This is a genomic window from Pseudomonas sp. UME65 (assembly GCF_014170225.1).
Taxonomy (GTDB): Bacteria; Pseudomonadota; Gammaproteobacteria; order Pseudomonadales; family Pseudomonadaceae; genus Aquipseudomonas; species Aquipseudomonas protegens.
This window is the reverse complement of record NZ_LZZQ01000016.1, coordinates 877617-899676: the sequence shown is the minus strand read 5'-3', so window position 1 is coordinate 899676 and position 22060 is coordinate 877617. Positions and strand designations below refer to the sequence as shown.

The 22060-nt window shown below is 64.6% G+C and carries 21 protein-coding genes; 14 read left to right on the top strand and 7 right to left on the bottom strand.

The annotated features are described in order from the left end of the window. Nucleotides 1-66: 66 nt before the first annotated feature. Complete coding sequence (gene gloB / locus A9971_RS29245) at nt 67-834, bottom strand: hydroxyacylglutathione hydrolase (RefSeq protein ID WP_183000344.1); 768 nt, start codon at nt 832-834, stop codon at nt 67-69. 65 nt (nt 835-899) lie between these two features. On the opposite strand from gloB, the gene A9971_RS29240 reads away from it, so the two are divergent. After that, nucleotides 900-1658, top strand: coding sequence for a methyltransferase domain-containing protein (locus tag A9971_RS29240; RefSeq protein WP_011061580.1), 759 nt, complete (start codon nt 900-902; stop codon nt 1656-1658). A 109-nt stretch (nt 1659-1767) separates the two neighbouring features. Next, a complete protein-coding gene (rnhA, locus tag A9971_RS29235; protein ID WP_011061579.1) occupies nt 1768-2220 on the top strand; it encodes a ribonuclease HI in 453 nt (150 codons plus the stop codon). Between the two features lie 16 nt (nt 2221-2236). Here the strand turns inward: rnhA and A9971_RS29230 are convergent, their stop codons facing one another. Continuing rightward, complete coding sequence (locus A9971_RS29230; protein ID WP_183000343.1) at nt 2237-3187, bottom strand: glycerophosphodiester phosphodiesterase family protein; 951 nt, start codon at nt 3185-3187, stop codon at nt 2237-2239. Nucleotides 3188-3333: 146 nt separating this feature from the next. After that, the gene (locus tag A9971_RS29225) at nt 3334-3657 is read right to left on the bottom strand and encodes a DUF2388 domain-containing protein (protein ID WP_053151888.1); all 324 of its coding nucleotides are present in this window, start codon (nt 3655-3657) and stop codon (nt 3334-3336) included. Nucleotides 3658-3853: 196 nt separating this feature from the next. Here A9971_RS29225 and dnaQ point away from each other — a divergent pair, with 196 nt between their 5' ends. The 3 genes from dnaQ to A9971_RS29210 all read left to right on the top strand — a co-directional run bounded on the left by dnaQ (nt 3854) and on the right by A9971_RS29210 (nt 7755). Then, entirely contained in the window at nt 3854-4603 is a 750-nt protein-coding gene (gene dnaQ / locus A9971_RS29220; RefSeq protein WP_015635815.1) for a DNA polymerase III subunit epsilon, read from the top strand. 294 nt (nt 4604-4897) lie between these two features. Continuing rightward, nucleotides 4898-7153, top strand: coding sequence for an arginine/lysine/ornithine decarboxylase (locus tag A9971_RS29215; protein WP_183000342.1), 2256 nt, complete (start codon nt 4898-4900; stop codon nt 7151-7153). 14 nt (nt 7154-7167) lie between these two features. Continuing rightward, nucleotides 7168-7755 carry a GNAT family N-acetyltransferase gene (locus tag A9971_RS29210; protein WP_015635812.1) on the top strand — a complete coding sequence of 196 codons (588 nt, stop codon included), beginning with the start codon at nt 7168-7170 and terminating at the stop codon, nt 7753-7755. On the opposite strand, the gene A9971_RS29205 is transcribed toward A9971_RS29210, so the two are convergent. Together A9971_RS29205 and A9971_RS29200 are read right to left on the bottom strand one after the other, a co-directional pair. Further along, nucleotides 7752-8645: a LysR family transcriptional regulator gene (locus A9971_RS29205; protein WP_125062366.1), complete on the bottom strand. Its 894-nt coding sequence runs from the start codon at nt 8643-8645 to the stop codon at nt 7752-7754. The two genes, A9971_RS29210 and A9971_RS29205, sit on opposite strands and share 4 nt — an antisense overlap. 93 nt (nt 8646-8738) lie before the next feature. Next, a complete protein-coding gene (locus A9971_RS29200; protein WP_011061572.1) occupies nt 8739-8975 on the bottom strand; it encodes a hypothetical protein in 237 nt (78 codons plus the stop codon). A gap of 228 nt (nt 8976-9203) precedes the next feature. Here A9971_RS29200 and A9971_RS29195 point away from each other — a divergent pair, with 228 nt between their 5' ends. Both A9971_RS29195 and A9971_RS29190 read left to right on the top strand, forming a co-directional pair. Then, on the top strand, nt 9204-9761 hold the full coding sequence (locus tag A9971_RS29195) for an NADPH-dependent FMN reductase (protein WP_053158806.1): 558 nt from the start codon (nt 9204-9206) through the stop codon (nt 9759-9761). A 113-nt stretch (nt 9762-9874) separates the two neighbouring features. Further along, nucleotides 9875-11161, top strand: coding sequence for an arsenic transporter (locus A9971_RS29190; RefSeq protein ID WP_183000341.1), 1287 nt, complete (start codon nt 9875-9877; stop codon nt 11159-11161). 58 nt (nt 11162-11219) lie between these two features. On the opposite strand, the gene A9971_RS29185 is transcribed toward A9971_RS29190, so the two are convergent. Then, nucleotides 11220-12173, bottom strand: coding sequence for a DUF1853 family protein (locus A9971_RS29185; RefSeq protein WP_015635810.1), 954 nt, complete (start codon nt 12171-12173; stop codon nt 11220-11222). Between the two features lie 162 nt (nt 12174-12335). Between A9971_RS29185 and A9971_RS29180 the strand changes: the two genes are divergently transcribed. From A9971_RS29180 to pepN, 6 genes are read left to right on the top strand one after another with little or no spacing between them, the layout of a single operon-like run. Further along, nucleotides 12336-13226 (top strand): NAD(+) kinase, encoded by an 891-nt coding sequence (locus A9971_RS29180; protein WP_007920913.1) that lies wholly within the window; start codon nt 12336-12338, stop codon nt 13224-13226. After that, nucleotides 13223-14197, top strand: coding sequence for a metallophosphoesterase (locus tag A9971_RS29175; protein WP_169891843.1), 975 nt, complete (start codon nt 13223-13225; stop codon nt 14195-14197). Before A9971_RS29180 ends, A9971_RS29175 begins: the two co-directional genes overlap by 4 nt. Further along, complete coding sequence (locus tag A9971_RS29170; RefSeq protein WP_041118467.1) at nt 14194-15060, top strand: rhomboid family intramembrane serine protease; 867 nt, start codon at nt 14194-14196, stop codon at nt 15058-15060. Before A9971_RS29175 ends, A9971_RS29170 begins: the two co-directional genes overlap by 4 nt. A gap of 15 nt (nt 15061-15075) precedes the next feature. After that, on the top strand, nt 15076-15336 hold the full coding sequence (locus A9971_RS29165) for a YeaC family protein (RefSeq protein ID WP_011061566.1): 261 nt from the start codon (nt 15076-15078) through the stop codon (nt 15334-15336). Further along, nucleotides 15333-16163: a DUF2797 domain-containing protein gene (locus A9971_RS29160; RefSeq protein WP_019092921.1), complete on the top strand. Its 831-nt coding sequence runs from the start codon at nt 15333-15335 to the stop codon at nt 16161-16163. The genes A9971_RS29165 and A9971_RS29160 overlap by 4 nt, the downstream gene beginning before the upstream one ends. Before the next feature lie 12 nt (nt 16164-16175). Then, nucleotides 16176-18833, top strand: a complete 2658-nt coding sequence (pepN, locus tag A9971_RS29155; protein ID WP_015635807.1) for an aminopeptidase N — start codon at nt 16176-16178, stop codon at nt 18831-18833. 152 nt (nt 18834-18985) lie between these two features. On the opposite strand, the gene A9971_RS29150 is transcribed toward pepN, so the two are convergent. After that, entirely contained in the window at nt 18986-20650 is a 1665-nt protein-coding gene (locus tag A9971_RS29150; protein ID WP_183000340.1) for a SulP family inorganic anion transporter, read from the bottom strand. Between the two features lie 346 nt (nt 20651-20996). Here A9971_RS29150 and A9971_RS29145 point away from each other — a divergent pair, with 346 nt between their 5' ends. Further along, entirely contained in the window at nt 20997-22046 is a 1050-nt protein-coding gene (locus tag A9971_RS29145; protein WP_011061562.1) for a YCF48-related protein, read from the top strand. Nucleotides 22047-22060 lie beyond the last annotated feature (14 nt).

The window sequence follows — 22060 nt, the reverse complement described above, 5'->3', positions numbered from 1 at the left end:
GCGATTCTAGAAAGCACCCGGGGTGCGGTCAACCATTCAGAATTTTTGTACCAATCGATAGCCTGCTTAGAACTTATCTTTCCAAGCCCTCAGAGCCGCAAAGACCGCACTCTGCGACTGGTTATCCTGGCCATTCCGTTCGTCCGCTTTTTGTTTAACGGATGTTTCACCGGTACGCAGGAACGGGTTGGTCAATTTCTCCAGGGCCAGGGTCGAGGGCAGGGTCATGCGCCCTTGCTCACGCATCTGCGTGACCTTCGCCAGGCGTTCGACGATGTCCTGGTTGGCCGGTTCCACCGCCTGGGCAAAGCGCAGGTTGCTCAGGGTGTATTCGTGGGTGCAGTAGATCAGGGTGTCGTCCGGCAGCGCGGCGAGGCGGCCGAGGGAGTGATGCATCTGCTCCGGAGTGCCCTCGAACAGCCGGCCACAACCGGCCGCGAACAGGGTATCGCCACAGAACAGCAGGCCATGGTGGTAGTAGGCGATATGCCCCAGGGTGTGGCCGGGCACGGCGAACACCTCGAACTCCCAGCCGAGGATGCTGACCCGCTGGTTGTCTTCGAGGCCGATGTCGCGGGCCGGGATCTTTTCCCGGGCCGGGCCATAGACCGTGGCCGCGCTGTGCTGCTTGAGGCGTTCGACGCCGCCGACGTGATCGTGGTGATGGTGGGTGATCAGGATGTCGCTGAGCACCCAGCCCGGGTGCTGTTCCAGCCAGGCCAGTACCGGCGCTGCATCCCCCGGATCGACGACTGCGCAGCGCTGGCTGCGATGATCTTGTAACAACCAGATGTAGTTGTCGGTGAAGGCGGGCAGGGCACTGATCTGTATCATCTTCGGATTCGCCAAGCGGAAAACAATGGCGCATCTTAGAGCTTCTTGGCGTGTTGGAGAATGCAATGACCGATAAAGCCTTCGCTCAGGCAGATCCCGACTGGCTGGCCCTGATCAGTGCGGCCCGGGAGTGGCTGTCCGGCCCCCTGGGGCAATTTCTGCTGGATGAAGAGCGGCGCATGCTCGAAGAGGAACTGGGGCGTTTCTTCGGTGGCTACCTGGTGCACTACGGGCCCTCGGCGCAAACCCCGCCGGCGGCGCCCCAGGTGCAACGCAACGTGCGTCTCGGCGCGCCCTTGCCCGGGGTGGAGATCGTCTGCGAGGAGCAGGCCTGGCCCCTGAGCGAGCACGCCGCCGATGTGGTGGTGCTGCAGCACGGCCTGGATTTCTGCCTGTCGCCCCATGGCCTGCTGCGCGAGGCGGCCAGCAGCGTGCGCCCTGGGGGGCATCTGCTGATTGTCGGCATCAACCCCTGGAGCACCTGGGGCCTGCGCCATGTGTTCGCCCATGATGCGTTGCGCCTGGCCCGCTGCATCTCCCCGTCGCGGGTCGGCGACTGGCTCAACCTGCTGGGCTTCGCGTTGGAGAAACGCCGCTTCGGGTGCTATCGTCCGCCGCTTGCTTCAACGGCATGGCAGGCGCGCCTGGCCGGCTGGGAGCGCAGGGCCGGGCACTGGCAACTGTCCGGCGGCGGCTTCTACCTGTTGGTGGCGCGCAAGATCGCCGTGGGCCTGCGCCCGGTGCGCCAGGTGCGGCGCGAGCCGATGGGCAAGCTGGTACCGCTGCCCATGGCCAAGGTCAACCGCCGCAACGCCGAGCCTTGATGAACTGTTGAAACCCTCTTTTTATACACTCCCGGCCGGCGTAGCCCGGCCCTGGGCCCGGTCGATCGCGGTCGGCGGGTCAATGGCAATTTTCTGATGGAAGGCGTGGATGAGCGATAGCGTAGAAATCTTTACCGACGGTGCCTGCAAGGGCAATCCCGGCCCCGGTGGCTGGGGCGCGCTGCTGGTGTGCAAGGGCGTCGAAAAGGAGCTCTGGGGCGGCGAAGCCAACACCACCAATAACCGCATGGAGCTGATGGCGGCGATCCGCGGCCTGGAAGAGCTCAAGCGCCAGTGCGATGTGCAGCTGGTCACCGACTCGCAGTATGTGATGAAGGGCATCAACGAGTGGATGGCCAACTGGAAGAAGCGCGGCTGGAAGACCGCCGCCAAGGAGCCGGTGAAGAATGCCGACCTGTGGCAGCAGCTCGACGAACAGGTCAACCGCCACAACGTCACCTGGAAATGGGTGCGCGGCCACACCGGCCATCACGGCAACGAGCGGGCCGACCAGTTGGCCAACCGCGGTGTCGACGAGGTCCGCGGCTACAAGCAGCCCTGATGCCCTGAGCGGCCAATCAGCGACAAGGCAGCGGCCGTTCGAGCCGCTGCTTCATTTCCCCCGTCGCACGGGGCGAATCCACCAGCACCGCATCCATCTTCAGGCAAGTGGCCGCCTGGTAGTCCTCGGCCGTATTGATGCCGATCGCCAGCATCCGCACCTTGCCCCGTGACTGAAAGCAATCCACCGCAGCGGGCGTCCACAGCCGGGCATCGACCTGGGAGCGCGCCTCGCCCAGGGTAAAGGTCTCGACCAGTCGCACCGGGCGCCGGTACTCGAAAGCCACCCAACTGCCGGGTGCAGGTGGTGCGTTGCAGTGGTGGGCGAGGGCGACGCTGGCCAGCCGGTCCCGGGTACTGTCCCTGGATTCGAACAGCCGGGCCTGGGGATAGGGCGCGAAAGCCTGCTGGTAGCCGGCATCGGTGGAGTAGATCAGCACCCGGTTCCAGGCGTGCAGCTGTTCCAGCAAGCGGGCGACGTTCTGGGCCTGGGGGGCAGCCGGCAGGGCCTTCATGTCGAGAATCACCGGCACCGACTCGGGGATCGCCATCAGCGCCTGACGCAACGACGGCAGGCTCACCGGCTGGGCGCGATAGGGAAAGCTCACCTGGCCGTCGGCTGCTGTCCGCTTGAAATTCCACCCGGCATTGAGTGCCTGCAACTGCGCCAGGGTGTGCTGGTTGACTGCGCCTGTGGCCTGGGTATTGGTGCTCAGGTCGGCCGGTCGGTACAGCACCGGTACGCCATCGCGGCTGAGTTGCACTGTCAGCCAGAGCATGTCGACGTTATTGCGCAGGGCGTTGTCGATGGCCAGCAGGGTGTTCTCGGGAAAGTCCGCGGCGCCGCCGCGATGGGCAACGATCAGCGGCCGTTGTCGGCTGTCGCTGTCGGTGTGCGCAAGGGAAGAGCAGCCACTGATGCAGGCCAAGGCCAGCAGCAGTGGGAGCATCTGTCGAGTCTTGAGCATGGGAGGGCGGTTCCTGTGGGGTGAGTGCAACGCCGGGTATCAGCACCCGCGCGCCAGGGTGAGGCCGCACGGTAACGCAATAGCCTTGTTCGCATAAAGAAACGGCTGGGGCGCGCGATGAATTAGCTGCGGATGCGCCTGGGGGCTCAGAGCGCAAGCATGGCGCTGGCCAGTTGCAGGTCGCTACAGGGCGGGGCGCCGAGCTCCTGGCGAATGTGCATCAGAGCGGCTTCCAACCGGGCGCCACGGATCTCGCCGGCGCTGGCCACGAAGGCCGCGGCATCGCTCTGGGCGGCGAGCACAAGTTTGTCGTCCTTGAATGAGCTGCTGGCTTTGGAGCTGCCCTCGGTTGAGCTCAGGGTCAGGCTCATGCTGATGTCGGTGCTGATCACCAGGGCGCTGGCCTGGACGAGGTCGGCGCACAGGCAGGCGCAGAGCACGCAGGCCAGTTGGGTTTTGCTGGGGGTCATGGCAGGGCTGGGTCCGGCGGAAAATATCGTCGGGCACCCTAGCGCTTTGCGTTGCAGCGAACTGCAGCAGCTTTGCTAAGGATTGTTAAAAACTGCACAGGCTGGGGGCTGATGAATCCGCCATGGGTGTCCTGCCGCCAGAGCGTGCTAAAATCCCGCGCTTTGAAACACTTCCACCGTTGAGAGCTGACCCCTGATGGCCAACAGATCTGTTGTACTCGATACCGAAACCACCGGCATGCCGGTGACCGACGGCCACCGGATCATTGAAATCGGTTGCGTCGAGTTGATCGGTCGGCGCCTGACCGGCCGGCACTTCCACGTTTACCTGCAACCGGATCGCGAGAGCGATGAGGGCGCCATCGGCGTCCACGGCATCACCAACGAATTCCTGGTGGGCAAGCCGCGTTTCGCCGAAGTCGCCGACGAGTTCTTCGACTTCATCCAGGGCGCGCAGCTGATCATCCACAACGCGGCGTTCGACGTTGGCTTCATCAACAACGAATTCGCCTTGATGGGCCAGCACGAACGGGCCGACATCACCCAGCACTGCACCATCCTCGACACCCTGATGATGGCCCGCGAGCGGCACCCGGGGCAGCGCAACAGCCTCGACGCCCTGTGCAAACGCTACGGCGTCGACAACTCCGGCCGTGAACTGCACGGCGCCTTGCTCGACTCGGAGATCCTGGCCGACGTCTACCTGACCATGACCGGTGGCCAGACCAGCCTGTCCCTGGCGGGCAATGCCTCGGACGGCAACGGCTCTGGCGAGGGGGCCGGCCAGGCTTCGGAAATCCGCCGCTTGCCGGCCGATCGCCCGCGCGGGCGGATCATCCAGGCCAGCGAGGCCGAACTGGCCGAGCACCAGGTGCGCCTGGAAATCATCGCCAAGTCCGCCGGTGCCCCGGCGCTCTGGACCCAGTTGCTCGAAACCCAGCAGTAAGCCTTTGCTGTGGCCGCTGCCGCTGCCGCAGGCGGCGAACGGCGCCGTAGGAGGCGCCGCGATATTGAGGGCCGCAGGGGCCTGGCGGGAGATCGCCAGGCAAGGCCCTTCGTTCCTTTTCGCAGCTTCGCGGGCCCAGCAGCGGCTACAGGCGTGGCTGGGAATGGACCGGCAATTGTTCCAGAGCGACGTTTTGTTACACCCAGCCCATGCCTGGGGTGACACGAAGCGTGCGCAGCTTCTACCCTGAGTTGATTGGCGGGGCCTGCCCGCCGTTTCAGGACACTGAGCCCCATGTATAAAGACCTGCAGTTTCCGATCCTGATCGTGCATCGCGACATCAAGGCCGATACGGTCGCGGGGGACCGGGTCAGGGGGATCGCCCGGGAACTGGAAAAGGACGGGTTCAGCATCTTTTCCGCGGTGGACTATGCCGAAGGGCGGCTGGTGGCTTCGACCCATCACGGCCTGGCCTGCATGTTGATCGCCGCCGAAGGGGCCGGGGAAAACAAGCACCTGTTGCAGAACATGGTGGAACTGATCCGCCTGGCGCGGGTGCGTGCGCCGCTGCTGCCGATCTTTGCCCTGGGCGAGCAGGTGACCCTGGAAAACGCCCCCGCCGACGCCATGAGCGAACTCAACCAGCTGCGGGGCATTCTCTACCTGTTCGAGGACACGGTGCCGTTCCTGGCCCGGCAAGTGGCCCGGGCCGCGCGGGGCTACCTGGATGGCTTGCTGCCACCGTTCTTCAAGGCCCTGGTACAGCACACCGCCGACTCCAACTATTCCTGGCACACCCCGGGGCACGGCGGTGGCGTGGCCTATCGCAAGAGCCCGGTGGGGCAGGCGTTTCACCAGTTCTTTGGCGAGAACACCTTGCGTTCTGACCTGTCGGTGTCGGTCCCGGAGCTGGGGTCGCTGCTGGATCACACCGGCCCGCTGGCGGAAGCCGAAGCCCGTGCCGCGCGCAACTTTGGCGCCGATCACACCTTTTTCGTGATCAATGGCACCTCCACCGCCAACAAGATCGTCTGGCATTCCATGGTCGGTCGCGATGACCTGGTGCTGGTGGACCGCAACTGCCACAAGTCGGTGCTGCACTCGATCATCATGACCGGGGCCATTCCCCTGTACCTGTGCCCGGAGCGCAACGAACTGGGGATCATCGGGCCGATTCCCCTGAGCGAGTTCAGCGCCGAGTCGATCCAGGCCAAGATCGATGCCAGCCCGCTGACCCGCGGTCGGCCGCCAAGGGTCAAGCTGGCGGTGGTCACCAACTCCACTTATGACGGCCTGTGCTACAACGCCGAGCTGATCAAGCAGAGCCTGGGCAACAGTGTCGAGGTGCTGCACTTCGACGAAGCCTGGTACGCCTATGCGGCCTTTCATGAGTTTTTCGCCGGGCGCTACGGCATGGGCACGTCCCGCAGCGTCGACAGCCCGCTGGTGTTCACCACCCATTCCACCCACAAGCTGCTGGCGGCCTTCAGCCAGGCCTCGATGATTCATGTGCAGGATGGCGGCGCCCGGCAACTGGACCGCGACCGCTTCAACGAAGCCTTCATGATGCATATCTCCACCTCGCCGCAGTACAGCATCATCGCCTCGCTGGACGTGGCTTCGGCGATGATGGAAGGGCCGGCAGGGCGCTCGCTGCTGCAGGAAATGTTCGACGAGGCCCTGAGCTTTCGCCGGGCCCTGGCCAACCTGCGGCAGAACATCGCCGCCGATGACTGGTGGTTCTCGGTGTGGCAACCGGAGCGGGTCGAGGGCATCGACCAGGTGCGCACCGAGGACTGGCTGCTGGAACCTGAGGGCGAGTGGCACGGTTTTGCCGGGGTCACCGATGACTATGTGCTGCTGGACCCGATCAAGGTGACCCTGGTCATGCCCGGCCTGACCGCGGGCGGCGCCCTGAGCGAGCACGGGATCCCGGCGGCGGTGGTCAGCAAGTTTCTCTGGGAGCGCGGGCTGGTGGTGGAAAAGACCGGGCTCTATTCGTTCCTGGTGCTGTTCTCCATGGGCATCACCAAGGGCAAGTGGAGCACGCTGCTCACCGAACTGCTGGAGTTCAAGCGCAACTACGACGCCAATGTCAGCCTGGCCAGCTGCCTGCCCAGCGTGGCCGGGCAGGACCCGCAGCGCTACCAGGGCATGGGCCTGCAGGACCTGTGCGACCAGTTGCACGCCTGCTACCGCAGCAACGCCACGGCCAAGCACCTCAAGCGCATGTACACGGTGCTGCCGGAGGTGGCCATGAAGCCTGCCGATGCCTATGACCATCTGGTGCGGGGCGAGGTCGAGGCGGTTTCCATCGATCAGTTGCAGGGGCGTATCGCTGCGGTGATGCTGGTGCCCTATCCGCCGGGCATTCCGCTGATCATGCCGGGCGAGCGTTTCACCGATTCAACCCGTTCGATCATCGATTACCTGGCCTTTGCCCGGGCCTTTGACAGCAGCTTCCCGGGGTTTGTCGCCGATGTGCACGGGCTGCAGCATGACGATCTGGGCGACGGGCGCCAGTACACCGTCGATTGCATCAAGGCATGAGGAGTTTCCCGGCCATGCAACCTGTTGTGAATCCCCGTTATCCGGGCCTGGCGGTGCGAGTCGCCGATGAGGGCTTTGCCGCTTATATCTGGGGCAGCGACTTCAGCTTCGAGGTCAGCGCCTATGCCGTGGCCGAACGAGAAGTGCCGGTGGCGGACTGGGCCCTGCGACGGATCGTGCCCTATCGCAAATGCTATGGCATCGACCCGGAGGAGTTCAGCAGCTACCGCAATGCCGCGGACAGCGAGATCTTCATGGCCTATCTGGACGACCAGCCGGTGGGCCATGTGGTGGTCAGCACCAACTGGAACGGTTACGCCCATATCGATGAGCTGGCGGTGCATGCGCCGGCGCGGCGCCACGGGGTAGCCAGGGCGCTGCTGGATGTGGCGCAGTTCTGGAGCCGCAGGAAAAAACTGCCGGGGATGATGCTGGAAACCCAGAACAACAACCTGGGGGCCTGCCGTCTCTACGAGCAATGCGGCTATGTGGTAGGGGGCGTGGACCACCTGCGTTACCGCGGTATCGACCCGCAGACCGCCGAGGTGGCGATCTTCTGGTACCGGCTGTTCGCCAATGAGCTGGAGGGGCCGGCGCTTTAACCTGCCAGCAGGGCCTCGGCCTGTTCCGTGAGCAGCTCCAGCAGGGCAGTGGTCAGCGGCGAGCTGTCGCTGCCGTGGCGCCGCAAGGCGTACAGCGTGACGCTCATGGGGGGCGACAGCGGGCACACATCGAGCCCGGCGCTGCGGGCGCCGACGGCGGTGAAGGGGTCGACGATGGCCAGACCTTCGCCAGCTTCCACCAGGCTGCGCATCATCTGATAGGTCTGCACCCGGGTCTGGATCACCGGGCTGGGGCGCAGGTTCTGCAATTTGCTGGCAAGCATCACGCTCAGCGGGTCCTGGCCCTCCAGGCCGACCATGGCCTGGCCGGCCAGATCCTGCAGGGCGACGTATTTCTGCTTGGGTTGCAGCCAGCCGTGGGGCGCCAGGAGAAACAGCTTGCCCTGGGCCAGGGCCTGGCTGTGGATGTCCGGGTGCTGCGGGTCGTGCAGGCTCAGGCCCAGATCGCAGTCACGCAGCAGCAGGCTGTGGACCATGTCCCGGGTGCTCTGGCCGAGCAGGCTGCAAGGGGTGTCGGCGAAGCGCCGGCGCAGGGCGGCGATGCACTGGGGTAGCAGTTGCTGAACCAGCGGCGGGGTGCCGACGAGGCGCAGCGGTGGCGCCTGGTGGAACCTCAGGCTGTCGGCCAGGCGCTGCACCGGCTCGAAAGCGTCATACACCCGGGTGATGGCTCCCTGCAGCTCCCGGGCTTCACGGGTGGCCTGCAAACGGCCGCGTACACTGGCGAACAGCATGAAGCCCAATTGGCTCTCGGCGTCGCGCAGCAGGGCCTCGACCTCGGCCACCGAAAGTTGCAGCAGTTCGGCAGCAGTGCCCAGATGAGCGGTTTGCAGGAGCGCCTGAATCACTTCGATATGACGTAAACGCATGCTTGAAGTCCATCTCCAGCCGTCGAGGGGTCAAGCAACGAATCCTAACCCAAGTGTGGCGACACAACAGCTGGCGATGATGCTCGCGCAGAATCACTGAGCTACATAGGTCTCGGGTTCGCGCACGATGGTTACATCCGACTGCACCAGCAGGAACTGGTTGTCATCGAGTTTCTTGACCCGGTCGCCGATGGCCAGGCGGTAGGTGGTCACGGGCTCCGATCCGGCCGCGCCGTCCTCCGGGGGCATGGATTCCTGGAATTCGTGCACTGAGTACACCCGTCCCTCGGCATCTCTTGCATGGAATTGTCCGACAAGTACTGCTGCCATTCTTTAGAGCCTCTGGAGATAAAACACGCAAATTCGGTGGTGTAGACCCGGTGTCCCCAAGGGAAGTTTTACCCCGGGAAAAAAATAATCCGCTACCGGTGCCAGCCTCGTTATCGCGGGCTCTCTGGCAACAGGCCATGGCTTGGGAATTATCGGGGTGGGGTAGCAGATATCACCTCGGGTCATCTATAACTAACACCTTCTTTACGCCAACGGTTGGAAACTCCCATGAGCAATGTCTACAAGGTCGCAGTACTGGTCGGCAGCCTGAGAAAACAGTCCCTGAACCGCAAGGTCGCCCTGGCCCTGGCCGAGCTGGCGCCTGCCAGCCTCCAGCTGGACATCGTCGAGATCGGTGACCTGCCGCTCTACAACGAAGACATCGATGCCACGCCACCGGTGGCCTACACCCGTTTTCGCGAACAGATCAGCGGCGCCGACGCGGTGCTGTTCGTTACCCCGGAATACAACCGCTCGGTACCGGCGGCGCTGAAAAATGCCATCGACGTCGGCTCGCGGCCCTACGGTAAAAGTGCCTGGAGCGGCAAGCCGGGGGCGGTGATCAGCGTTTCTCCGGGGGCCATTGGCGGTTTTGGCGCCAACCACCACCTGCGCCAGTCCCTGGTGTTCCTCAATGTGCCCTGCATGCAGCAGCCCGAGGCCTACCTGGGTGGCGCTGGCTCGGCATTCGACGAGGCCGGCAAACTGTCCGAAGCAACCCGGCCGTTCCTGCAGGGCTTCATCAACGCCTACGGGCAGTGGGTCGAGCAGCAACGCAAGGCCTGATTCCCCACCATTCCCTGCTGTCGCAGGAGCCGGCTTGCCGGCGAAGAGGCCCTTGAGTCCCGTGGGGCGCCTTCGCCGGCAAGCCGGCTCCTGCATACTCAAGACCCTCTCTCATGTTGATTGCCGTATCGATTTTCCTGCTGACCATTACCTTGGTGATCTGGCAGCCCAAGGGCCTGGGCGTTGGCTGGAGCGCCGTGTTCGGCGCAACCCTGGCGCTGTTGTTCGGGGTGGTGCAATGGGCGGATATCCCGGTGGTCTGGCAGATCATCTGGAATGCCACCGGTACCTTTGTCGCGCTGATCATCATCAGCCTGCTGCTGGACGAGGCCGGGTTCTTTGCCTGGGCCGCGCTGCATGTGGCGCGCTGGGGGCGAGGGCGGGGCAGGCGGCTGTTTGCCTTCATGGTATTGCTGGGGGCGCTGGTCTCGGCGCTGTTCGCCAATGACGGCGCCGCGCTGATCCTGACCCCCATCGTCAATTCCATGCTCCTGGCCTTGCGCTTTTCACCGGCCACGACCCTGGCCTTTGTCATGGGCGCGGGGTTCATTGCCGACACCGCGAGCCTGCCGCTGGTGGTTTCGAACCTGGTGAACATCGTCTCCGCGGACTTCTTCAAGATTGGCTTCAACCGTTATGCGCTGGTGATGCTGCCGGTCAACCTGGTGAGCGTGGCCGCCACCCTGGTGGTGCTGCTGTGGTTCTTCCGCCGCGATATCCCGCTGGATTACGACCCCCGACAACTGGCCGAGCCCGCCAGCGCCATCCATGACCGGGCGACCTTCATGGCCGGCTGGTGGGTGTTGCTGATCCTGCTGCTGGGCTGTTTTGCCCTGGAGCCGCTGGGCATTCCCATCAGCGCTATTTCCGCGGTGTGCGCGGCGCTGCTGCTGGCGATTGCCGCCCGCGGGCACCGGATCTCCACGCGCAAGGTGCTCAGGGAAGCGCCCTGGCAGATCGTGATTTTTTCCCTGGGCATGTACCTGGTGGTGTACGGCCTGCGCAATGCCGGGCTCACGGCGTACCTGGCCGGCTGGCTGGATGCCTTTGCCGGCGGCGGGATCTGGGGCGCGGCCCTGGGCACCGGGTTGCTCACGGCGGGCTTGTCATCGCTGATGAACAATCTGCCGACGGTGCTGATCGGCGCCTTGTCCATCGATGCCAGCCAGGCCACTGGGGTGGTCAAGGAAGCGATGATCTACGCCAACGTCATCGGCAGCGACCTGGGGCCGAAGATCACCCCCATCGGCAGCCTGGCGACCCTGCTCTGGCTGCATGTACTGGAGCGCAAGGGTATTCACATTGGCTGGGGGTACTACTTCCGGGTTGGCATCGTGCTGACGCTGCCGGTGTTGCTGGCGACCCTGGCGGCCCTGGCGCTGCGCCTGTCTCTGATGTAGGCGCCGGCTTGCCGCATAGGGGCGTCTTCGCCGGCAAGTCCGCTCCTGCGGCAGATTGTCAGGAGGGCTGCGGGGGGACGTGGGGCCAGAGATCGGCCACCAGGAACAGGCGTTCGGCTTCTTCCCAGCCGCCTTCAGGGGTTTGCTCCAGGCGTACCAGCAACTGCGCCGGGGCCTGGGGGGCAAGTTCCGCCAGCCATTGCTGCAGTTGCGTGGCGGTCCAGGCCTGCTCGGCCGGGTAGTGGGCCGGCGCCAGCCAGGCGTGGCGGGGCAGGGGCTGCCAGCGCCCCGGGGCGCTCTGGGCGAAAAATGCCGGCCAGTCGCGCTGATGCAGCCAGCGCCCGCACAGGTGTTGCGGGTGGGCGCCCTGGGGCGGTTCGGCGCGACCCGGCCAGGGGTACAGCAGGTAGCCCCCCAGCCACAGGTGCGCGCTGAACTGGTGGATATCCAGTGCCGCCAGGGCTTCGCGGCTTTCGTCCCGGGCGGAAATCGGCAGTTGGTGCCCATCCAGGTGCGCCAGCTTGCGGTCCAGGCGGTCATGGCAGCCGGGGCCCAGCCATTGGGCGCTGTCCTGGCCATTGCCGGCCTGGGGGCCCAGGTACAGCTTGATCGCCAGTTCCAGGTGGTGCACGCCGTCACGGTCGCGCAGCAGCATGTCCAGTTCGCCCAGGGTGTGGCCGCCGCGGCGGATTGGCAGGTTGGCCGCCAGCAGCTCGACCCCGGGGGCGTGGCGGACGGCAAATTGCCAGAGGCGTTCGTAATACAGGCCCAGGCGCCGGGTCGGGCCCTCGGCCAGCCACTGGCGCAGGGCGCGGCTGTCCAGGTCCTGGCAGCGCAGCCAGTGGGCCAGCAGTTGCGGCGCCTGGACCCAGTCGCTGCCGGCGAGCGGGTGGCGCTGTGGCCAGGGCGTGTGGCTGAGCATCGGCGGCGCGAGGATGACCCAGGCGAGGTCGCGGACTTCAGGTTGACGCAACTGGCGGGGAAGGCCGAGCAGATCAGGGAACAGGAGCATCTTGCGAGCATAGACGCAAACCCGGGCCGATCGCGATAAATGCGTGCCACTCGCAGTTGCGGCAGGGCTGGCTAAGCCCGTGTGGCTGAAAGGATTTTGTCTAACGCCGGGTTTCGCCCATAATCCTCCGTTTCGCCCGTACCCGAACCCCGCAGGAGCCCCATGGAGCAATTTCGCAATATCGGCATTATCGGTCGCCTGGGCAGTTCCCAGGTGCTGGACACAGTTCGCCGACTGAAAAAGTTTCTGCTGGCGCGGCACCTGCACGTGATCCTTGAGGACACCATCGCCGAAGTGCTGCCCGGCCACGGCCTGCAGACTTCCTCGCGCAAGTTGCTGGGCGAGGTCTGCGACATGGTCATCGTGGTCGGTGGCGACGGCAGCCTGCTGGGCGCCGCCCGGGCCCTGGCGCGGCACAACATCCCGGTGCTGGGGATCAACCGCGGCAGCCTGGGCTTTCTCACCGACATCCGCCCCGACGAGCTGGAGGTCAAGGTCGCCGAGGTGCTGGACGGCCACTACCTGGTAGAGAACCGCTTCCTGCTGCAGGCCGAGGTGCGCCGCCATGCCGAGGCCATCGGCCAGGGCGATGCGCTGAACGATGTGGTGCTGCACCCGGGCAAGTCGACGCGGATGATCGAGTTCGAGATCTACATCGACGGCCAGTTCGTCTGCAGCCAGAAGGCCGACGGCCTGATCGTCGCCACACCCACCGGTTCCACGGCCTACGCCCTGTCCGCCGGCGGGCCGATCATGCATCCCAAGCTGGATGCCATTGTGATTGTGCCGATGTACCCCCATACCTTGTCGGGAAGACCGATCGTGGTCGATGGCAACAGCGAGCTGAAAATCGTCGTGTCCAAAGATATGCAGATCTATCCGCAAGTTTCCTGTGACGGGCAGAACCATTTCACCTGTGCCCCGGGCGACACCATCACGGTCAGCAAGAAGGCGCAGAAACTGCGCCTGATCCACCCGCTGGACCACAACTACTACGAGGTCTGCCGGACCAAACTCGGCTGGGGCAGCCGGCTGGGCGGTGGAGGCGACTGATGCTCGATCCCGCGCGTAGCTACGACCTGATCGGTGACGTGCACGGTTGCGCCCTGACCCTGGAGCACTTGCTGGATCGGCTCGGTTATCACAAGCAGGCCGGCGTCTGGCGGCACCCGTCGCGCATGGCGGTGTTCCTCGGCGATATCATCGACCGCGGCCCGCGTATCCGTGAGTCCCTGCACATCGTCCACGACATGGTCGAGGCCGGTCAGGCCCTGTGCATCATGGGCAACCACGAGTTCAATGCGCTGGGCTGGAGCACTCCGGCGGCCGAAGGCAGCGGCAAGCAGTTCGTGCGCGAGCACACCCCGCGCCATGCCCGGCTGATCCACGAGACCCTGACCCAGTTCGAACAGCACCCGGGTGACTGGCACGATTTCCTGCAGTGGTTCTATGAGTTGCCGCTGTTCGTCGACGCCGGGCGCTTTCGCGTGGTGCACGCCTGCTGGGATGCGGGCCTGATCGCGCCGCTGCGCCAGCAGTACCCCAACGGCTGCATCGACCGCGAGTTCCTGCAGTCCGCGGCCGTTCCCGACAGCTTTGCCTGTACCGCCTTCGACCGTTTGCTGCGGGGCACCGACATGCGCCTGCCCCATGGCCTGACCATGACCAGCGGCGACGGCCTGACCCGCGCCTTCTTCCGTACCAAGTTCTGGGAAGACGACCCGCAGACCTACGGCGACATCGTGTTCCAGCCCGACGCCTTGCCCGAGCCTGTGGCCCGCACGCCGTTGTCCCCGGCCGAGAAGAACAGCCTGCTGCGTTATGGCGCCGAGGAGCCGATGCTGTTCGTCGGGCACTACTGGCGCAGCGGCAAGCCGGCGCCGATCCGTCCCAACCTGGCGTGCCTGGACTACAGCGCGGTGCTCTACGGCAAGCTCGCCGCGTATCGGCTGGACCAGGAAACCCGCCTGGATCCGAATAAATTTGTCTGGGTCGACGTTGAACGGCCCGAGGTAGTGCGATGAGTGCGGTAGCGGTATTGCGCCTGCCCCTGGCGACGGACCTGAGCGGCTTCGTCAAGCTGCTGCAACGCATGCAGGTGCCTCACCGGGTCAGCGAGGAGGCGGGGGAGCAGGTGCTCTGGGTGCCGGAATCCATCAGCGAGGACGTGCGTGGCCTGTACCAGCGCTTTCCCCAGGGCGACCCCGATCAGCAACTGGACATTCCCCAGGCCAGTGCCCCGGCGCGCCCCGGCTTCGTCCAGCAACTGCGCAGCAGCCCGGTCACCGCGCTGATCCTGCTCTTGAGCCTGGCGGTATGCGGTATCACCTTGCTCGGCGACAACCTGCAGACCCTGAGTTGGTTCACCTTCCTCGAGTTCCGCGTGGTTGGCGACTACATCCAGTTCAGCTCCCTGGCCGACAGCCTGGCAGCGGGGCAGTGGTGGCGCCTGGTGACGCCGATGCTGATCCACTTCGGCTTCCTGCATATCGCCATGAACGGCATGTGGTACTGGGAGCTGGGGCGGCGCATCGAAATGCGCCAGGGCGGCATCAACCTGCTGGGCCTGACCCTGCTGTTCAGCCTGGTGTCGAATTACGCGCAGTACTACTTCAGCGGGCCGACCCTGTTCGGCGGCCTGTCCGGGGTGCTCTACGGTCTGCTCGGGCATTGCTGGATCTATCAATTGCTGGCCCCCAACCCCATCTATCGCCTGCCCCGGGGCGTGCTGGTGATGATGCTGGTGTGGCTGCTGCTGTGCCTGTCCGGGCTGGTCTCGATGATCGGTTTCGGTGAAATCGCCAACGCCGCCCACGTTGGCGGGTTGCTTATCGGATGCCTCACCGGCCTGTTGGGCGGCTTGTACAGCCGCCGACGGGCCCTTTAAACGCTGGAGTCTTGTATGTCGTCCTTTGTTGAAATGATCGAAAACATCACCCCCGAGATCTACCAGAGCCTGAAACTGGCGGTAGAGATCGGCAAATGGTCCGATGGCCGCAAGCTCACCGCCGAACAGCGTGAACTGTCCCTGCAGGCGATGATCGCCTGGGAAATGCAAAATCTGCCCGAGGATCAACGTACCGGCTACATGGGCCCGCAGGAATGCGCCTCGAAGTCGGCGCCGGTGCCGAACATCCTGTTCAAGTCGGATGCCATCCATTGATCGAGATTGGCCGCGGTTCCATCAGTAAAATGTCGGCGCGCCTTGACGGGTCGAACGTTGAATACGCTTTTCGCCTGGGCGACAGCGAGGTACCGGTCAACCCCTTGATCGGCACCACAGTGCGCCTGGAATACCTGGGTGCGATCCATTGCAGCCATTGCGGACGCAAGACCAAGACCAGCTTCAGCCAGGGCTACTGCTACCCGTGCATGACCAAGCTGGCCCAGTGCGATATCTGCATCATGAGCCCGGAACGCTGCCACTACGACGCCGGTACTTGCCGCGATCCGTCATGGGGCGAGCAGTTCTGCATGACCGACCACGTGGTCTACCTGGCCAACTCGTCGGGGATCAAGGTCGGCATCACCCGCGCCACCCAACTGCCGACCCGCTGGCTCGACCAGGGCGCCAGCCAGGCGCTGCCGATCATGCGCGTGGCGACCCGCCAGCAATCGGGCTTCGTCGAAGACCTGTTCCGTTCCCAGGTGGCCGACAAGACCAACTGGCGCGCCTTGCTCAAGGGTGATGCCCAGGCAGTGGACCTGGTGGCAGTGCGCGAGCAGCTGTTCGCCGCCTGCGCCGAGGGCCTGTTGGCCCTGCAGGAGCGTTTCGGCTTGCAGGCGATCCAGCCGGTGACCGACATCGAGCCTCTGGAAATCCGCTATCCGGTCGTGGAGTACCCGACCAAGATCGTCAGCTTCAACCTGGACAAGAATCCGATCGCCGAAGGCACGTTGCTGGGGATCAAGGGTCAGTACCTGATCTTCGACACCGGCGTGATCAACATTCGCAAATACACGGCGTACCAGCTCGCCGTGCATCAGTAGAAGGAATTCGCCATGCGCACCGACCAACCGAAGATGATCTACCTGAAGGACTATCAGGCCCCCGAGTACCTGATCGACGAGACCCACCTGACCTTCGAGTTGTTCGAGGACCACAGCCTGGTCCATGCGCAGCTGGTGATGCGTCGCAACCCGGCCCGGGGCGCCGGCCTGCCGCCCCTGGTGCTGGACGGCCAGCAACTGGAACTGCTGTCGGTGAGCCTGTCCGATCAGGCCCTGAGTGCCAGCGACTACCAGCTGGACGACAGCCACCTGACCCTGCACCCGACCAGCGCCAGTTTCACCCTGGACACCAGCGTGCGCATCCACCCGGAAAGCAACACCGCCCTGGAAGGCCTGTACAAGTCCAGTGGCATGTTCTGCACCCAGTGCGAGGCCGAGGGCTTTCGCAAGATCACCTATTACCTCGACCGCCCGGACGTGATGAGCAAGTTCACCACCACCGTGGTGGCCGAGCAGCACAGCTACCCGGTGCTGCTGTCCAACGGCAACCCGATCGCCAGCGGCCCGGGAGAAGACGGCCGGCACTGGGCGACCTGGGAAGACCCGTTCATGAAACCGGCCTACCTGTTCGCCCTGGTGGCCGGAGACCTGTGGTGCGTGGAAGACAGCTTCCGCACCCAGAGCGGTCGCGACGTGGCGCTGCGCATCTATGTCGAGCCGGAAAACATCGACAAGTGCCAGCACGCGATGAACAGCCTCAAGAAGTCCATGCGCTGGGACGAAGAGACCTATGGCCGCGAGTACGACCTGGACATCTTCATGATCGTCGCGGTCAACGACTTCAACATGGGCGCCATGGAAAACAAGGGCCTGAATATCTTCAACTCCAGCGCCGTGCTGGCCCGTGCCGAAACCGCCACCGACGCCGCGCACCAGCGGGTCGAGGCCATCGTTGCCCACGAATACTTCCATAACTGGTCGGGCAACCGGGTGACCTGCCGCGACTGGTTCCAGCTGTCGCTCAAGGAAGGTTTCACAGTGTTCCGCGACGCCGGTTTCTCCGCGGACATGAACTCGGCCACGGTCAAGCGCATCCAGGACGTGGCGTACCTGCGGACCCACCAGTTCGCCGAAGACGCCGGCCCCATGGCCCACGCCGTGCGTCCGGAAAGCTTTATCGAGATCTCCAACTTCTACACCCTGACCGTGTACGAAAAGGGTTCGGAAGTTGTCGGCATGATCCACACCTTGCTCGGTGCCGAAGGCTTCCGTAAGGGCAGCGACCTGTACTTCGAACGCCATGACGGCCAGGCCGTGACCTGCGACGACTTCGTCAAGGCCATGGAAGACGCCAACGGCGTCGATCTGACCCAGTTCAAGCGCTGGTACAGCCAGGCCGGTACGCCGCGGCTGGCGGTCAGCGAGTCCTACGACGCAGCGGCGAAAACCTACAGCCTGACCTTCCGCCAGAGCTGCCCGCAAACCCCGGACAAGGTCGAGAAACTGCCGTTCGTGATTCCGGTGGCCCTGGGCCTGCTCGATAGCACCGGTGCCGACATGGCCTTGCGCCTGGCGGGTGAAGCCGCCGCCCAGGGCTCGTCCCGCGTGTTGTCGGTGACCGAGGCCGAGCAGACCTTTACCTTCGTCGACATCGCCGAACATCCGCTGCCCTCGCTGCTGCGGGGTTTCTCGGCTCCGGTGAAGCTGAGCTTCCCCTACAACCGTGACCAGCTGATGTTCCTCATGCAGCACGACAGCGACGGTTTCAACCGCTGGGACGCCGGCCAGCAATTGTCGGTGCAGGTGTTGCAGGAACTGATCGCCCAGCACCAACAGGGCCGGGCGCTGGTGATGGACGAACGTCTGGTGGCTGCCCTGGGCACTGTGCTCGCCGATGACAGCCTGGATCAGGCCATGGTCGCCGAAATGCTGTCCCTGCCGGGCGAGGCCTACCTCACCGAGATCAGCGAAGTGGCGGATGTCGAGGCGATCCACGCGGCTCGCGAGTTTGCCCGTCAGCAACTGGCTGACAGTCTGTTCGATGCCCTGTGGAAGCGCTATCAGGCCAATCGGCAGGTGTCCAAGGCCACCGCCTACGTGGCCGAGTCCGAGCATTTTGCCCGTCGCGCGCTGCAGAACATCGCCCTGTCGTACCTGATGCTGACCCACAAGCCCGAGGTACTGGCTGCGGCCATCGAACAGTTCGACAGCGCCGACAACATGACCGAGCGCCTGACCGCCCTGGCAGTGCTGGTCAACTCGCCGTTCGAGGCCGAGAAGGCCAAGGCCCTAGAAGTATTCGCCGAGAACTTCAAGGACAACGCCCTGGTCATGGACCAATGGTTCAGCGTGCAGGCCGGCAGCCCGTTGCCCGGTGGCCTGGAGCGGGTCAAGGCACTGATGCAGCACCCGGCGTTCAACATCAAGAACCCGAACAAGGTGCGGGCGCTGGTGGGGGCGTTTGCCGGGCAGAACCTGATCAACTTCCACGCCGCCGATGGTTCGGGCTATCGCTTCCTGGCGGACCTGGTGATCCAGCTCAACGGCTTCAACCCGCAGATTGCCTCGCGGCAACTGGCGCCGCTGACTCGCTGGCGCAAATACGACAGTGCCCGCCAGGCACTGATGAAAGGCGAACTGGAGCGCATCCGCGCCTCCGGCGAGCTGTCCAGCGATGTGTTCGAGGTGGTGAGCAAAAGCCTCGCCTGAGGCTTGTATCGCCCCCGGCATCGCCTTCGCTGGCAAGCCAGCTCCTACGGACCCAAGCCACCGCATATCCCCCCGTAGGAGCCGGCTTGCCGGCGAAGAGGCCCTCAAGCCTTGTACCGCCCTCGGCATCGCCTTCGCTGGCAAGCCAGCTCCTACGCGAGCGGTGGTGGTGTGGGGGCGGGGGGGATTTGGCTCTGTAGCGCTTCGCTCAAGTCGCGGTGATAGTTCTGCGCGCCGATGGCGTGCAGGATGCCGACCCGCTCCAGCTTGCCGTGCACCTTGAGGTTGGCTTCGCACAGCTTCACCACAATCGCGCGCTTGTGCAGCTGGCCTATCACTTCTTCCAGGGTCTGCAGCCCGGTGATGTCCATGAACGGCACATGCTTGAGGCGGATGATCAGTACCTGCGGGTCGCTGTGGGTCTGGGCCAGGGCCCGTTCGAAGGTCTCCGCGGCGCCAAAGAACAACGGCCCTTCGATGGTGTAGATCAGCACGCCCGGTGGCAGGTGCTGCTGGCCACTGTGGTGCAGTTCCTGCTGCAGATCCTGTTCCACCACTTGTTGCACCTCCACCGAGGAGGCCATGCGCCGCAGAAAATGCAGCATGGCCAGGACCACGCCGATGTTCACCGCGATCACCAGGTCGCTGAACACGGTCAGCACAAAGGTGCACAGCAGGATCGCCACATCGGCCCGGGGGGCCCGTTGCAGCATGCGCTTGAAGTGGTGCAGCTCGCTCATGTTGTAGGCCACCACGAACAGGATCGCCGCCAGGGCGCACAGCGGAATGTTCGCTGCCAGCGGCGCCAGGAACAGGATGATCAGCAGCAGCACCAGGGCATGGACGATACCCGCCAGCGGGCTGCTGCCGCCGTTGCGGATATTGGTGGCGGTACGGGCAATGGCGCCGGTGGCGGCGAAACCGCCGAACAGCGGGGTGACCAGGTTGGCGATGCCCTGGCCCATCAGTTCCTGGTTGGAGTCATGGCGGGTGCCAGCCATGCCATCGGCCACCACCGCCGACAGCAGCGATTCGATGGCCCCGAGCATGGCGATGGCGAAGGCCGGGCCGATCAGGTCCAGGACCTGCGGCAGGCTGACCTCTGGAAACTGCAACGCCGGCAAGCCCTGGGGAATGCCACCGAAGGCACTGCCAATGATGGCCACGCCCTGGAACTGGAACAGCGACTGCAAGGCCGTGGCCAGGGTCATGGCCAGCAGGGGGGCCGGCAAACGCTTGAGCTGGGGGATGCGCGGCACCCATAGCAGCAGCGCCAGGCTCAGCAGGGCCAGCAGGGTGGTGGTCAGGTGCAGTTGGGGCAGGGCTTGCAGCAGGTGCCAGAGTTTCTGATGAAAGTGCTCGCCGCTGACCGCGGGCAGGCCGAAGAAATCCTTCCACTGGCTGACCCAGATGATTACCCCGATACCGGCGGTGAAGCCCAGGATCACCGGGTCCGGGATGAACTTGATCAGGGCGCCCAGGCGGCTGATGCCCAGCAGGAACAGGATCAACCCGGCCATCAGGGTCGCCAGTTGCAGGCCGCCGACCCCGTATTGGGCGGTGACCCCGGCAAGGATCACGATAAAGGCCCCGGTGGGCCCGGCGATCTGCACCCGGCTGCCGCCGAACAGCGACACCAGCAGGCCGCCGACGATGGCGGTGTAGATACCCTGTTCGGGCTTGACCCCGGAGGCGATGGCGAAGGCCATGGCCAGGGGCAGCGCCACCACTGCGACAATCACCCCGGACACCAGGTTGCGGCCCCAGTGTGCACGTCCCAGCAATCCGGCTTTCCACGCCTCGCGTATGGCAATCATGGCTCTGTCCTGAAGTCTGTCCGGCTCATCATAGCCCCGGCCGGGGAGTGTCGGCCCCTGTCCTGGATCAGGCTTTGTCCCACTGTCGCGCAGACGCGGCCTAGACACATCCATCAGTCTTGCGAATGGCCGATCATGCAGGGTTTCGGCAGGGGCTGATGGTTAACAAAAGATAACGTGGCGTCGATTGTCAGACCTTTCCAAAGCCCGATAGGATAGCCCGCAGCCGAAGGGGCTCTAGATTGCAGTTTCCAGGACGATCGTCATGATCGCCCAGGCCTGCGCAGCCCCCTCAAGGCGCCCTGAGAGGTTGAATGACCTGACAATAATAATGGGGGAATGGTCTATGAGTGAGCCTGTCATGGGTGTGGTTGTTGGCCGCCCGCCGGCGCTGCGCACGTTCGCACTGTTGGCTACAGCGCTCTCGCTGTTGGGCGTCGTGACGCTGTCGACGCCAGTCCTGGCCGCTGCCACTGCAGCGGATTCTGTCTATTCCATCGAATCGCCCAAGGCGGCGAAAAGCCTGATGCTCGATGTGGTCCACGCCGGCAAGCGCCTGGTGGCGGTGGGCGATCGCGGGCACATTCTCTATTCCGACGACCAGGGCCAGACCTGGGTCCAGGCCAAGGTGCCGACCCGGCAACTGCTGACGGCGGTGTACTTCGTCGATGATAAGCGCGGCTGGGCGGTGGGCCACGATGCCCAGGTCCTGGCCAGCAGTGACGGCGGTGCCACCTGGACCCGGCAGTTCCAGGACCTCAAGCGCGAGGCACCCTTGCTCGATGTATGGTTCAAGGACACCCAGACCGGCTACGCCGTGGGCGCCTACGGGGCCCTGCTGGAAACCAGCGATGGTGGCCAGCATTGGGAGGACGTCAGCGACCGTCTGGACAACGAGGACCAGTTCCACCTCAACGCCATTGCCCAGGTCAAGGATTCCGGGCTGTTCATTGTCGGCGAGCAGGGCAGCATGTTCCGCTCCGCCGATGACGGGCAGACCTGGGAGCGCCTCGAAGGCCCCTATGAAGGCTCGTTGTTCGGCGTGATCGGCACCGGCCAGCCGGCCACTCTGCTGGTCTATGGCCTGCGCGGCAATCTCTACCGCTCCACGGATTTTGGCAGCACCTGGGAACAGGTGGAGTTGAACGCCGCCCGTGGCGCCCTGGAGTTCGGCCTGTCGGGGGCGACCCTGCTGGACGATGGCTCGCTGGTGATCGTCGGCAACGGCGGCAGCGTGATCCGCAGCACCGACCACGGCCAGACCTTCAGCGTATTCAACCGTGCGGACCGCATCTCGCTGTCGGCGGTCACCGCTGCCGGCAACGGCGACCTGATCCTGGCCGGGCAGGGCGGTGTACGGGTTTCTGCAGCAACGGGCGCTGAACTCGGCCAATAAGCCGGGCACATAAT